This is a genomic window from Mesorhizobium sp. M7A.F.Ca.CA.001.10.2.1, from assembly GCF_003998575.1.
Lineage (GTDB): Bacteria > Pseudomonadota > Alphaproteobacteria > Rhizobiales > Rhizobiaceae > Mesorhizobium.
Map to the genome: position 1 here is coordinate 1 of NZ_RZQY01000097.1, position 13,292 is coordinate 13,292.

The following is a 13,292-nucleotide window of genomic DNA, read 5'->3' on the forward strand; positions in this document are numbered from 1 at the left end:
GGCATAGCCGCCTTGCGCGAAGTCGCGCATTCCGGATCCCGCTCGCCAGGAAATGGCGTACCGCCAGTCGGCGGCGACGCTCAACCTTTTGCGCGCCTTCGCGCAAGGCGGCTATGCCAGCCTGGAGAATGTGCACCGCTGGATGCTCGGCTTCGTCTCCGACAGTCCGCAGGGCGAGAAATATGAGTCTCTTGCCAACCGTATCACCGAGACGATGGACTTCATGAAGGCCGTCGGCATCACTTCGGAAACCAACTACGCGCTGCGCGAGACGGATTTCTACACCAGCCATGAGGCGCTGCTGCTCGGCTACGAGGAGGCACTGACGCGCGTCGATTCGACCTCCGGCGACTGGTACGCCACGTCAGGCCACATGATCTGGATCGGCGACCGCACCCGCCAGCCCGATCATGCGCATGTCGAATATTGCCGTGGGATCAAGAACCCGCTCGGGCTGAAATGCGGTCCTTCGCTGACGCCGGACGGCTTGCTGGAGCTGATCGACCTGCTCAATCCCGAGAACGAGCCCGGCCGGCTGACGCTGATCGCCCGCTTCGGTTCCGACAAGGTCGCCGACCATCTGCCGAAGCTGGTGCGCGCGGTGCAGAAGGAAGGCCGCTCCGTGGTGTGGTCGTCGGACCCGATGCACGGCAACACGATCGAGGCCGCCGGCTACAAGACGCGGCCGTTCGACCGCATTCTCAAGGAGGTCCAGACCTTCTTCGAGGTGCACCGCGCCGAAGGCACGCATCCGGGCGGCATCCATGTCGAAATGACCGGCAAGAACGTCACCGAATGCACCGGTGGCGCGCGCGCCATCACCGCCGAGGAATTGCAGGACCGCTACCACACCCATTGCGATCCGCGCCTTAACGCCGACCAGGCGATCGAACTGGCCTTCCTGGTCTCGGATCTGTTGAAGAAGAGCCACCCGGTGCAGCACAAGCAGGCGGTCAACGGCTGATTTTCGCGCAGTCCGAATAAGATCCACGAAAGGGCGTCCGAGAAATCGGGCGCCTTTCATGTCTGCGCTAGTCCAGTGTTCCCGGCACCAGCGGGCAGGGACTGTCAGTCCTTCTTGTAGAGCAGCCAGCTCTTGCCGGCCCGGCCTGCCATCGTCGAGTGCTTGGTGACCCGGTTGCGGCCGCTGACCTTGGAGCGATAGAGCGCCCGGTCGGCCTTGGTGTAGAGATCTTCGGGTCCTTCGGCTTCGGACGCCATGCAGATACCCATCGAGACGGTGACGGTGCCGTAATTCGTGCCGGTCTGGCTGCTGGTGAACGGCGTCTGCTCGATCAGGGCGCGAATGCGCTCCGCAACGTCATAGGTGGCGTCCTCGCTGGCGCCCTCGATGATCAGCGCGAACTCCTCGCCGCCGGTGCGGGCGACGAACATGTCGCCGCGAATGCTGGTCTGGAAAATATCGGCGATGCTCTGGATGATCTTGTCGCCGACCGGGTGGCCATAGCGGTCGTTGATATCCTTGAAGCGGTCGATGTCGACAAGAACCAGGGCGTTGAACAGGATACCCCTGTTGCTGTTGTAGATCCTGGTGATCTCCTTGTCGAAGGCGCGCCGATTCCAGATATGCGTCAAGGGATCGGTGTCAGCCAGGCGCTTGTACTCCTCAAGCTTCGACTTGACGCTTTCGAGTTCGGCCGTCTTGTCGCTGAGCGTCGAGGCCACCTGCCGGCCGTGATCGATCGTCGAATTGGTGGCAACCGCCATGGCGTTGGCGATCTTCTGCAGGAGATCCTGAGAGAGAAGGCTGCGTCCGCTGAGGCCGCTCGATGTCTCATCGAGGATCCTGCCGTATTTCTCGATGTGGCTGCGCTCGCTCCGCAGCAGCGAAGCAACCTCCTCGAGCTCCCTGGCAATGACGTCTCTGGCATGCTCTACGATGCCAGGGCCATGGTTGTGGGCAAAGAAAGTGCGCCCGATCTGGTCCAGTTCATCCTGTGTCGGCCGGCTGGCCAGCGAAACGACGGCCAGGCTGAGTTCGCGATTGGTGCCGCTCAGGGCCTCATAGAAGATCTCGTAATTGCGCGGCAGGCCGAGCACGCCCAATTGGCGCATTGTCGCGACAACAGTGGCTGCGATGTCGGTGCTTCGTTCGGTCGGGACAGCTGCCGGCTGCATCTTGGTTCTTCCCCTCGGATCCTCCGCGGAATTCGCGGTTTCCCTTTGTCGCCGAGCCCTGGGGAATGCGACCGACGCTTCGAACAACTTGCGAAGGGATGCGTCCCCACCCACGGCCTTCGCTTGCAGGTGACCATAAATGCGCCGTCGCTAAAGTTTCCTTAACTGGCAGAGGTTCAGCGGGTTTTCTCTGTCTGCGGGCTGTAAAAGCCTTAGTCCGTGCGTCCAACAGTTGGAAACAACGCCGGTGCGGCGGCTTGAATTCGCGATTCGCGCATCGCACTCTTGAAAATGAAACCGAATTTCGGATTCTCCACGCCAGCACATGTCGCATTTGCTTGCGTGCTTGCGCGGCAAAGCTGGAATCCTAAGCCATGCCCGGCACTTTTCTTCAAGGAGGATCGACGTGAGTGATGGTCACCAGGGATCGTGTCTGTGCGGAGCCGTCCGCTTCAGAACGAACGGGGCGCTGCGTGGCGTCGTCTATTGCCATTGCTCGCAATGCCGCAAGCAGAGCGGACATTTCTATGCCGCGACCAATGTTGCCAACGCCGACATCGTGATCGAGGGCACGGAAAGTATCACCTGGTACGAAGCCTCTACCTTCGCCAGGCGTGGGTTCTGCAAGGCATGCGGATCGGTGCTGTTCTGGAAGCCGCGGGACCAGGACTACGTTTCGGTCATGGCGGGATCGTTCGACAAGCCGACAGGTCTTGAGGGCGAATGCCATATCTTCGTCGGTGACAAGGGCGACTATTATTCGATCGACGACGGGCTGCCACAGTTTGAAAAGTCGACACCGTCCATACCGGTTGCTGAATGAATCTTGGACAAGTCACCTTATTCCATTGATCTGGCCAGCCATTGCATTATCCCGTGCCGGTGATTCGCAAAGGGGTTTGGCATGCAGCGGCTGATCGATGCTTATTTCAATTCGGTGCGGGCGTTTCGCAAGCTGGCCACCAGCGAGAAGGCTTTCCAGCAGGAGCTGATGCTGCTGGCGCTTGCCTTGCCGCTCGGCTGGTTCGTTTCGATCTCGTGGCGCGGTTATGCCTTGCTGATCGGCGCCGTGTTGCTCTTGATCATGGTCGAAGTGCTTAACACCGGCATCGAGGCGGCATGCGACGCTTTCAGCCGCGAGTTCAATGTCGATATCCAGTTGGCCAAGGATTGCGGTTCGCTGGCGGTGCTGATTTCGGTACTCATCGTCGCCGGCGTCTGGGGCATTGCCATTATCGAGCGGATCACCGGGCTACCGATCTAGCCTTTCGATGCCTATATGCCAGTCACCAAAGGAGACTGTCATGGCCGGGGCCGCCAATTTTCTGCTTCTCGAACGCGTGGGCCTGCCGGATGATCTGCGCTGGCTGGCCGAGAAATATCCGCGTGAAAACTGGCAGGATCATGCCAATATCCACGGCATCGCCAATATGTGGCTGCAGCGGCACGACATGTTCCGCGAACTTGGCGGCATGCTGGCCAACGGCATCGGCGACTACCGTGAGGGACGGCTGACGGCGCCTGATTTCGCGCGCTGGTTCGCGCCCCGCCTCAATCATTTTCTAGGCAACCTCGACGGTCACCACAACGTCGAGGATTATCAATATTTCCCGGTCTTCGCCAAGGCCGAGCCCCGTTTGAAGCACGGCTTCGAGATACTCGATGCCGACCATCACACCATCCATGAAGGGCTGGAGCGTAATGCCGAGGCGGCCAATGCGTTCATCAAGACGCTTCAGGAGAGCGAAGACAGACAGCGCTTCGCCGCCGACGCCTATGCCGACGAAAACAGCCGGCTGATCGCCATGCTGACAAGGCATCTTGCCGACGAGGAAGACCTGATCATCCCGCTTATCCTCGATCGGGGGGACCAGGCGCTCGGCGTGGATTGACGATCAGCCCTCCCTGGCGCGTTCCTTGCTGGCGATGTGACGGGCGACGAGCCATGCCAGAACGGCCACGGTCAAGCCGATGCCAAGCCCGATCAGCAACCGTTCGTGATGCATCAACGCCTGGCCGATGACGTGCTCGGCGCCAAGTCCAAAGACATAACCGATCGTGCCGAACAGCACCGCCCAGACCGCCGATGAAAGCGCGTTGAGGATGACGAAGCGCGGCGCAGCGATGTTGGAAAGCCCGGCTGCAATGCCGCCGACGAGGCGCATGCCGTAGATATAGCGGTTGGACAGCACGAAAATGTCGGGATGGGTGTTGAGCAGCCGAAAGGCGCGGCGGAAGCCGGGCCGTTTGCGCAATCTGACGACATAGGGATGGTCGGCGAAGCTTCGTCCGAGGATGAAGAAGAAAGTATCGCCGACGAAGGCGCCGAGCGCCGCCGCAAGAACCGCGTGCCACAGGACGAAGACCTGCTGGTGGGCGAAGAAACCGCCAAGAATGGCGGCACTTTCGCCCTCCGCGACGCAACCGATAAAGACCGCGAGCAGCCCGTATTGTTCGATGAAATGATGGATCGCGTCGGTCATGAAGCCGACTGCTGCGAAGACAGCCTTTCGTCGATCCGCTTGATCATTTCGGTCAGTTGCACGATCTCGTCGCGCATACCGAGAATCTGGCCGTGGCGCAGTTCATCCAGCTTTTCATGCAGCGCCATGATCTCGATCTCGGCTTTCAGGTTGACCTCGTAGTCGTGGGCGGCGTCGATGCGGTCGCGTTCGGTCTGGCGGTTCTGCGCCATCATGATCACCGGCGCCTGCAAGGCGGCGACCATCGACAGAACGAGATTGAGGAAGATGAACGGGTAGGGATCGAAGGCGTCACGCGACAGCAGCCAGACATTGGCTGATGTCCACAGGATCAGAAAGGCGATGAAGGTCAGGATGAAGGACCATGACCCACCGATGCGGGCGATCGTGTCGGCGAGCCGGTCGCCGAAGGTCTGGTGGAAGGCGACGGTCTTGTTGGTGTCGCGCGAGATGGTGGTGCGTTCGAGCGTCGATTGCAGCACCCGGCTTTCGAGCTGGCTGAGGCCGTCCGGCCGCCGCTTGAGCCAGCGGTTCGCCAGGTCGTCGATCGTCTTGTTCATGGACATCTCCAGGGTCTTTGGCTTGCCGTAAGAGGTAGAGGCTGCCGGCTCACACGGGAAGTGTTAGATTGATTCCAGTTGCCGAGGGACCAATGGCCGATTTCAAGAAAATTCGCGCACGCGCCGCAAAACGCAAGGGCGGCGAAGAGGAACTGACGTCGCTGCTGGGTCCGGCGCCTGACAATGCCGCCGTGGCTGACATCGCCGATGACCGCATTCTCTCTGTTATGGCCGAACGCGTCTTCGCCGCCGGTTTCGTCTGGCGCGTCATCGAGCAGAAATGGCCGGGCTTCGAGGAGGCGTTTCTGCGCTTCGAGCCGAAGCGGCTGCTGTTCCAGCCCGATGATTTCTGGCACGATCTGACGGCCGACCAGCGCATCGTGCGCAACCCGCAGAAGATCAGATCCGTGCGCGACAACGCCGCCTTCGTCGAGCGCGTGTCGAAGGAATATGGCGGCTTCGGCCAATTCCTCGCAAACTGGCCGGCGGACGACCAGGTCGGGCTGATGGCCTGGCTCGGCAAGCATGGCAGCCGGTTGGGCGGCAATACGGGCCAGTATTTCCTGCGCTGGCTGGGTTGGGATGCGTTCGTCATCTCGGGCGATATGGCCGCGGCGTTGCGCGACGCCGGCCTCGACATCGCCGAAAGCCCGACCTCGAAGAGGGACCTCGACAAGATCCAGGCACAGATCAACCAGTGGGTGGTGCAGACAGGCCTGCCGCGCCGGCATATTTCACGCATCTTGGCGATGTCGATCGGCGAGAATCATTCGCCGCAAGCGTTGCGCGAATATATGGGCGACGATTGATACCTGGTCGTCTCGCCACGATTGAAGCACGTCGATCGGTCCGCACACGATTGACGTATGTCAATCGGTCCGAATTGGTCCAAACGAACGCCATTGCCCGGGCAATTTTGCCGCGCTAAGTCAGCAGGCATGACCAAGAAGCTCGACATCCTGCGCATCGCCGTCGCCCAGCTCAATCCGACTGTCGGCGACATATCAGGCAATCTCGCCAAGGCCCGCGAGGCGAGGGCGGATGCCGCACGCCAAGGCGCCGATCTCGTGCTCTATACCGAGCTTTTCCTCGCCGGCTACCCGCCGGAGGATCTGGTGCTGAAGCCGGCCTTTTTGAAAGCCTGCGAAAAGACGGCACAGGACTTTGCCGCCGACACCGCGGATGGCGGTCCCGGCGTCATCATCGGCACGCCGTTGAAGCGCAAGAGCGGCACGCACAATTCGATCGTCTTCGCCGATGGCGGCAAGATCATCGCCGAACGCTACAAGCTCGATCTGCCGAACTACGGCGAGTTCGACGAGAAGCGCGTCTTCCAGGCCGGACCCGAGATCCAGGGGCCGGTCAATTTCCGCGGCGTGCGCATCGGAGTTCCGATCTGCGAGGACATCTGGGGCGACGTCGATATCTGCGAGTCGCTGGCCGAAAGCGGGGCGGAAATCCTGCTGGTGCCGAACGGCTCGCCCTATTATCGCGCCAAGATCGATGTCCGCCACCAGGTCGTCATCCGCCAGGTCATCGAATGCGGGCTGCCGATGATCTATGCCAACCAGCTTGGCGGGCAGGACGAGTTGATCTTCGACGGCGCGTCGTTTGCCATTGGCGCCGACAAGACGCTTGCCTTCCAGATGAGCCAGTTCGAGGAAGCGGTCGACATCACCACCTGGAAAAGACAAGGGGATCACTGGGTCTGCTCGGAAGGGCCGATGTCGAAAATCCCGGACCGGGAGGAGGCCGACTATCGCGCCTGCATGTTGGGCCTGCGCGACTACGTCAACAAGAACGGCTTCAAGAATGTGGTGCTTGGTCTGTCCGGCGGCATCGATTCGGCGATCTGCGCGGCGCTTGCCGTCGATGCGCTCGGCGAGGAACGCCTGCGCGCCGTCATGATGCCCTATCGCTACACCTCGAAGGACTCGCTGAAGGATGCCGAGGATTGCGCCCGGGCGCTCGGCTGCCGCTATGACATCGTGCCGATCTTCGAGCCGGTCGAAGGGTTTCTGCACGCGCTGACGCAGATATTCGAAGGCACCAAGGAAGGCATCACCGAGGAGAATTTGCAGAGCCGCGCGCGCGGCACCATCCTGATGGCGATCTCCAACAAGTTCGGCTCGATGGTTGTCACCACGGGCAACAAGAGCGAGATGTCGGTTGGCTACGCCACGCTCTATGGCGACATGAATGGCGGCTTCAATCCGATCAAGGACCTTTACAAGATGCAGGTCTACGCGCTGTCGCGCTGGCGCAACAGCCACGTGCCGCCGGGCGCGCTCGGGCCCTCGGGCGAGGTGATCCCGAAAAACATCATCGACAAGGCGCCATCGGCGGAATTGCGCGAGAACCAGACCGACCAGGATTCGCTGCCGCCCTATCCGGTGCTGGACGACATCCTCGAATGCCTGGTGGAAAATGAGATGGGTGTCGACGACATCGTCGCGCGCGGCCATGACCGGGCGACGGTGACGCGCATCGAGCATCTGCTCTACATCGCAGAATACAAGCGAAGGCAGGCCGCGCCGGGCGTGAAGATCACCAAAAAGAATTTTGGTCGCGACCGCCGCTATCCCATCACCAACCGGTTCAGGGATCGCGGCTGATAGTCTGATTTCATTGACTCCAGCTTCCCTCTTTCTCGGCTTTCGCGAGTGATAACATGGGATCAGTCCCGTTGTTCGAGGGCAAAGTTCACCACAACCTGAGCCTGCGGCGTAGGGACATGGAATTTTTCCGAAAGCTCCGATGCAAGTTCGTCGCCACGCGACGCCCACAGATCATGGAAGTCTACGACAGTAGCGCCGATTAACTCACCACTGCGGTCGTAGCGCCAAACGATACCTGACTTGTCCTCGATGCCGCGAGCGGCAACGTCCCTCCGACGGCTTATGTAGAGCACGTCGGAATCGGCATCATAAACGACCTCGAAAGCGCTAATCCTGCTCATCTGGCCTCCGATACACCAACTCTCGGTCGCCGGTCGTCTCTGCGAAGTAGAATGTTTTAACACGACCTGATGTTCCATCACCTACCAATTTCACAGGCAACCTAAGAGGGTCGCCTGTGGCATTGGTGCTCTCTGTATCAACGAAAACCACTGAATTTCCGTAACTTTTTTCGACATGGGTTGGATTGCTGATCGCTGAACCCACTGCGATCTCGATAGAAGGCAGTTCGACCGGCACTTCAGGGTGCTCGGTCTTAACATGTTCGATGGTGCTTTCGTAAAGTCTGACTTCCTTCAGTCCCGGCACTGCATCGGTCGAGATGACCTTGTAGCCGGTCACTTCTTTTTTCTCGCACCCTCGGCGGCGATCCGCCGTGTATAGGCGGTCTGAATCTCGCCCCATTCCGCTTCGTATTCGGCAAGTTGCCGAGCAAGGATTGTCTGCAGGTCTTTCGCCGTTCCGGGGCTTAGATGAACGACGGCCGCTGGCAGCATCATCCCTGCATGTGTATTTTTTGCGATGACGGGCACCTGCCTAGCAAAGATAACGCTGATGTCGGTGCTACTGACAAAAAGCTGGACGCTGGCGCCGTAGAACTCCGGTGTATTGAGGTGCGTAACGTCTGCTGCCGCAACTTCAACGGCCCCCTCTATCTCATCCGATAGTCTGGTCGCCTTTGCCGGCCTTGTCGGCGGCTTTGCCGGCCTTGTCGCACTTGCTGCTTTTGCCATTTTACTTTGCCCCGCCCCTTTGTTCTTAGGCAGTCACCTTATCTTATTGGAATTGCCAAGCAAGAGGCGGGGATGGTCGGGCTCGAACCGACGACCCCTCGCTTCTTAGACGAGTGCGCTACCAACTGCGCTACACCCTGATAGACGGTTTCCCGTCCAGCGCGGAAATGGGGATCGACTCGACCACTTTCAAGTCACATGTTCGAAGGGGATAGTCGCGAAACAAATGTCATTTGGACGGTAAAGCCATGCCCGACTGTGAAATCAGCTTCGACATGTCACGGATCGATTTCCGCGCGACATCGGACCTGTTGATGGCAAGCTATTGGGGCGCCGGACGCACTGATGAAGTCCATCGCCGCGCCTTTGCCAATTCGCTTTGCGTCGGCGCCTATGTCGACGGCAGGCAAGTCGGCTTCGGCCGCGCGATCACCGACCGCACGGTGTTCGCCTATCTCGCCGACATCATCATCTGGCCCGGGCATCGCGGGCAAGGCATCGGTAGCCGGCTCGTCCAGGCCCTTATCGATCATCCTGAAGTCAGGACTGTTTTCCACTGGAGCCTGTCGACCAGCGACGCACACGGCGTCTATGAGAAGCTTGGGTTCAAGCCATCGACCGATGGCCGCTACATGCGCTTGGATCGCATTCCTGAATGAGGCGCGCGGCTTGCTCCGTTGTTGCAAAATAATCGCAGTGGTTGGACCAGATACACTTTTGGCGTGAACTCGTCTTGGCGATGCATCGGAGCGTCTCTATAAGGACACCTCCGCAATTGTCTTGCGGGAGGTCCGAATGGCAGTATTTCACATGGTAATGCGAGGCCGCGAAGCCTAGGTCTCATCCGGCGCTCCGCGAAGGTTCCCCTTCGTGCCGATGCCGGACCGAGCACAGGCTTATGCCGATGCCGATCGCCGCCCGATTTGGGCGATACGCCAAATATGCCACTCCGCTTCCGGGCACTCATTGGCTCCTTGCGCGGCTTCTTCAATTTTCGACTTACTGGGATCGGGCTCGTTTGTGCCCGAATGACATCATGGCTCGTTTTAAGATCGATTTGCGCGCGAGCGCCTTTCGCAGCGTTCTTGGCTTCACGCTTACCCATTGGCGGCGCCAGCCTTGGCGGCTCTCGCTCATCATGGGCAGCTTCCTGCTGTCGACGCTGGCCGATGTGCTGACGCCGCTCTATTCCGGCCGGCTGGTCGACGCCGTCGCCAGCAGCGCCGGCGCCGACGCGATTGCCTGGAATGCCGCGATGACGGCGTTCTCGATGTTGATGGCGCTCGCGCTGGCCGGCGCCGTGTTGCGCAACCTGGCGTTCATGGGGATCGTCGAGCTGACTTTGAAGATGATGGCCGACATCGCCGCCGATGCTTTCCATCGCGTCCAGCGCTTTTCCACCGACTGGCATGCCAACAGCTTTGCCGGCTCGACCGTGCGCAAGGTGACGCGCGGCATGTGGGCGCTCGACCTGCTCAACGACACCATCCTCATCGCGCTGCTGCCGTCAATCGTCATGCTGGTCGGCTCGACATTGCTGCTTGGCTGGTTCTGGCCGTTGATGGGGGCGGTCGTTGCTGCCGGTTCGGTGCTGTTCATCACGGTGACGGCGCTGCTGTCGCTTGGCTATGTCGCGCCGGCGGCAAGGCTCGCCAACACGTGGGATACCCGCCTCGGCGGCTCGCTGGCCGACGCGGTCAGCTGCAACGCCGTGGTCAAGGGCTTTGGCGCCGAGGAGCGCGAAGAACGCCGACTGGCCAAGGTCGTCGCCAAATGGCGTGCGCGCACACGGCGCACCTGGGTGCGCGGCACCATCAACGGCACCACGCAAGGGGTGCTGCTGCTGGTCATGCGCGCCGCGGTGATCGGCCTGGCGCTGATGCTGTGGTCGTGGGGGCAGGCGAGCGCCGGCGACGTTGCCTTCGTGCTGACCTCGCTCTTCGTGCTGCAGGGCTATCTCAGGGATATCGGCACGCATATCCGCAATCTGCAGCGCTCCATCAACGATATGGAAGAGCTGGTCGATTTCCAGTCCGAACCGCTCGGCATCGAGGACCGGCCCGGCGCCAAGCCGATCCGGATCACCGAAGGACGGATCAGCTTTGACAACGTGACCTTTCACTATGGCCATCACCGATCGGCGCTTTACCGCGACTTTTCGGTCGATATCGCGCCGGGTGAGCGCGTCGGGCTGGTCGGCCATTCGGGATCGGGCAAGACGACCTTCGTCAAGCTTATCCAGCGGCTCTATGATGTGAATGCGGGGAAAATCCTGGTCGACGGCCAGGACATCTCGCAGGTGGCGCAAGCCTCGCTGCGCGGGCAGATCGCCATCGTTCAGCAGGAGCCGATCCTGTTCCACCGGTCGCTGGCCGAAAACATCGCCTATGCCAGGCCGAGTGCGACGCAGGAGGAGATCGAGCATGCCGCGAAGTTGGCGAGTGCGCATGACTTCATCACCAGCCTGCCGAAGGGCTATGGCACGCTGGTCGGGGAACGCGGCGTGAAGCTGTCGGGCGGCGAACGTCAGCGCGTGGCGATCGCGCGCGCCTTCCTTGCCGATGCGCGCATCCTGATCCTCGACGAGGCGACATCGAGCCTCGATTCGGAGTCGGAGGTGCTGATCCAGCAGGCGATGGAGCGGCTGATGGTCGGCCGCACGACGCTGGTCATCGCGCACCGGCTTTCGACGGTGAGGGCGCTGGACCGGCTGCTGGTCTTCGATCGCGGCAACATCGTCGAGGAAGGCTCGCATAATGAACTGATCCGGCTGAAAGGCGGCATCTACCGCCGCCTGTTCGAGCGCCAGGCATTGGAACTGACCAAGGGACTTGTGAGCTGAGTTGAGGCGGCCTTCAGCTTCGGCCGGAGGCCGCCTCTGTCCGGCACGGTCAGCCCAGCGGGCTGGAGCAGGGCATGCGATCGCAAGGCCGCGGCCAACCCGCCGATCAGCGCAGCGATGCTGGCCGACTTGATTTGCCTGTGAAGCCCTGTCCGGATAGTAAGTCTTGAGACCTCTGTTCATCATACTGACCGAGATACGTTGTTTCTACCATTGGTTGATATATATCCGATGGAGGGCAACCCACGGATGTTCTTCACGATGCATCTTTCTGCAAATGCCGAGGAGAAGTTGGCTGCGCCGTCAGTGCTGGAATCTCAGCATGGCTCGGTTCGGCCGCTGGCTGCCGAAGATCTTGAGCGCGTCGCCGCACTCTTCCTGACGAAGTTTCGCCGGCGCCGGCGTCACCTCCTCGATCGCGCGATCGCGGAAACGGCCGCGTATATGAGAGAGATTTACCTCGACCCTGCCGGCCAGTCCGGGGAAAGCAACGCTCTTGTCCAGATCAACCGGCACGGTCGTCTGGGTGGATTCCTCGGCGTTCTGAAAGCCCGCTACGAGCTCAATGGAGCGCCATTGAATGCGGCGATCATCGGGCCGCTCATGGCCGACCCCGGCACCGATGACGGCTCGGCCGGACCCCAATTGCTGCGTGCCTTGCATCAAGGCGAATTCGATCTGCAGCTGACCGATTCGGCCAACCGGACATCCTTGGCCTTCGCGCGCCCGATGAAGTACCAACTCCTCCCGGTGCATTGTCTGGGATGGACATATGTTTTCCGGCCGGCGGCGATGGCCGCCGCCGCACTGCACCGTAAATGGCCTGGCCTGCCTCGCCTTGTACTCGATCCATGCGCAAGAGCATTCGATGCTCTCGCCAAGAAAAGGTTCGAGCCACCGGTCCTCCATTCATCGTCGCATCGCACCCATCGTGAGCCGATCGATGCCGTTCAATTTGCCGAGAAGCTGCCGACCCTCCTGTCTGGTTACGCTCTTCGGCCGAGTTGGAAGGATGGGGAACTTGCACGGCTGCTTGCGCTGGCGGCCGAGAAGCGGGCCGACGGCCCCCTTCATTTCGGTGGGACCTACGACGAAACGGGCAAAATGCTCGGTTGTTATGCCTTCTATGGTCAAGCCGGCGGCGTGGCGAACCTGTTGCAGATCCAGGCATCCGGATTGCACTGGGGCGCGACGCTGGATGCGCTTGTCGCCGCCGCATGGGAGATGGGCTGTGTGGGCATCACCGGACAGACGCAGACCAAATTCATACCTCAACTCTTTGGCTACAAGAATGTCTTCTTCCGCTATGCCGGGGGAACAATGGTCCGCTCGCGGATCGCCGAGGTCACGGAAGCGGTCCGCTCCGGCGACATCTTTATCGGTGGATTGGTGGGCGACCGCTGGACCCGCCTCAGTTCCGATGATTTCGGCCGCTGATCGCCTTCAAGCGCTACAAACTTGGGTTAATGGGTTCCTTCGGAGCCTTCGCCGACGCGTTGGCTGACGGAGCATCAAACGAAAAACCCGCCTGTGCGGCGGGTCGCTGGCGCAAATCAGCACCATAGCCAAATATGTAC

The 13,292-nt window shown here is 60.7% G+C and carries 14 protein-coding genes, 1 tRNA gene and 2 pseudogenes; 10 read left to right on the plus strand and 7 right to left on the minus strand.

Annotated features, from left to right (window positions below):
• Positions 1–19 precede the first annotated feature (19 nt).
• Positions 20–964: pseudogene (locus EN964_RS09210) on the plus strand (3-deoxy-7-phosphoheptulonate synthase); the annotation flags it as partial.
• 104 nt (positions 965–1,068) lie between these two features.
• Here the strand turns inward: EN964_RS09210 and EN964_RS39370 are convergent.
• Positions 1,069–1,728, minus strand: coding sequence for a GGDEF domain-containing protein (locus EN964_RS39370; protein ID WP_363279917.1), 660 nt, complete (start codon positions 1,726–1,728; stop codon positions 1,069–1,071).
• Positions 1,729–1,919: 191 nt separating this feature from the next.
• Here EN964_RS39370 and EN964_RS39375 point away from each other — a divergent pair.
• From EN964_RS39375 to EN964_RS09230, 4 genes and pseudogenes are all read left to right on the plus strand, one after another.
• Positions 1,920–1,997 (plus strand): annotated as a pseudogene (locus EN964_RS39375) (hypothetical protein); the annotation flags it as partial.
• 548 nt (positions 1,998–2,545) lie between these two features.
• On the plus strand, positions 2,546–2,962 hold the full coding sequence (locus tag EN964_RS09220; RefSeq protein ID WP_027036778.1) for a GFA family protein: 417 nt from the start codon (positions 2,546–2,548) through the stop codon (positions 2,960–2,962).
• A gap of 81 nt (positions 2,963–3,043) precedes the next feature.
• Positions 3,044–3,403, plus strand: a complete 360-nt coding sequence (locus tag EN964_RS09225) for a diacylglycerol kinase (RefSeq protein ID WP_023810560.1) — start codon at positions 3,044–3,046, stop codon at positions 3,401–3,403.
• Positions 3,404–3,443: 40 nt separating this feature from the next.
• The gene (locus EN964_RS09230) at positions 3,444–4,031 is read left to right on the plus strand and encodes a hemerythrin domain-containing protein (protein ID WP_127268647.1); all 588 of its coding nucleotides are present in this window, start codon (positions 3,444–3,446) and stop codon (positions 4,029–4,031) included.
• 3 nt (positions 4,032–4,034) lie between these two features.
• On the opposite strand, the gene EN964_RS09235 is transcribed toward EN964_RS09230, so the two are convergent.
• Together EN964_RS09235 and EN964_RS09240 are read right to left on the minus strand one after the other, a co-directional pair.
• A complete protein-coding gene (locus EN964_RS09235) occupies positions 4,035–4,622 on the minus strand; it encodes a DedA family protein (RefSeq protein ID WP_127268646.1) in 588 nt (195 codons plus the stop codon).
• Positions 4,619–5,182 carry a DUF1003 domain-containing protein gene (locus EN964_RS09240; RefSeq protein ID WP_127268645.1) on the minus strand — a complete coding sequence of 188 codons (564 nt, stop codon included), beginning with the start codon at positions 5,180–5,182 and terminating at the stop codon, positions 4,619–4,621. Before EN964_RS09240 ends, EN964_RS09235 begins: the two co-directional genes overlap by 4 nt.
• Positions 5,183–5,274: 92 nt before the next feature.
• On the opposite strand from EN964_RS09240, the gene EN964_RS09245 reads away from it, so the two are divergent.
• Both EN964_RS09245 and EN964_RS09250 read left to right on the plus strand, forming a co-directional pair.
• Entirely contained in the window at positions 5,275–5,991 is a 717-nt protein-coding gene (locus EN964_RS09245) for a DNA-3-methyladenine glycosylase I (RefSeq protein WP_127268644.1), read from the plus strand.
• Between the two features lie 129 nt (positions 5,992–6,120).
• Positions 6,121–7,797: an NAD+ synthase gene (locus EN964_RS09250; RefSeq protein WP_127268643.1), complete on the plus strand. Its 1,677-nt coding sequence runs from the start codon at positions 6,121–6,123 to the stop codon at positions 7,795–7,797.
• Positions 7,798–7,859: 62 nt separating this feature from the next.
• Here the strand turns inward: EN964_RS09250 and EN964_RS09255 are convergent, their stop codons facing one another.
• From EN964_RS09255 to EN964_RS09265, 4 genes are all read right to left on the minus strand, one after another.
• On the minus strand, positions 7,860–8,141 hold the full coding sequence (locus EN964_RS09255; RefSeq protein ID WP_164748895.1) for a DUF2283 domain-containing protein: 282 nt from the start codon (positions 8,139–8,141) through the stop codon (positions 7,860–7,862).
• Positions 8,128–8,481, minus strand: coding sequence for a hypothetical protein (locus EN964_RS37615; protein ID WP_127268641.1), 354 nt, complete (start codon positions 8,479–8,481; stop codon positions 8,128–8,130). Before EN964_RS37615 ends, EN964_RS09255 begins: the two co-directional genes overlap by 14 nt.
• Positions 8,478–8,873, minus strand: coding sequence for a hypothetical protein (locus tag EN964_RS09260; RefSeq protein WP_127268640.1), 396 nt, complete (start codon positions 8,871–8,873; stop codon positions 8,478–8,480). Before EN964_RS09260 ends, EN964_RS37615 begins: the two co-directional genes overlap by 4 nt.
• Before the next feature lie 67 nt (positions 8,874–8,940).
• Positions 8,941–9,011 (minus strand) — tRNA-Leu (locus EN964_RS09265).
• A gap of 110 nt (positions 9,012–9,121) precedes the next feature.
• Here EN964_RS09265 and EN964_RS09270 point away from each other — a divergent pair.
• From EN964_RS09270 to EN964_RS09280, 3 genes are all read left to right on the plus strand, one after another.
• Positions 9,122–9,532 carry a GNAT family N-acetyltransferase gene (locus EN964_RS09270; protein WP_127268639.1) on the plus strand — a complete coding sequence of 137 codons (411 nt, stop codon included), beginning with the start codon at positions 9,122–9,124 and terminating at the stop codon, positions 9,530–9,532.
• A 377-nt stretch (positions 9,533–9,909) separates the two neighbouring features.
• A complete protein-coding gene (locus EN964_RS09275; RefSeq protein WP_127272158.1) occupies positions 9,910–11,715 on the plus strand; it encodes an ABC transporter ATP-binding protein in 1,806 nt (601 codons plus the stop codon).
• 249 nt (positions 11,716–11,964) lie between these two features.
• Positions 11,965–13,152 (plus strand): hypothetical protein, encoded by a 1,188-nt coding sequence (locus tag EN964_RS09280; RefSeq protein ID WP_236382810.1) that lies wholly within the window; start codon positions 11,965–11,967, stop codon positions 13,150–13,152.
• Positions 13,153–13,292: the final 140 nt, after the last annotated feature.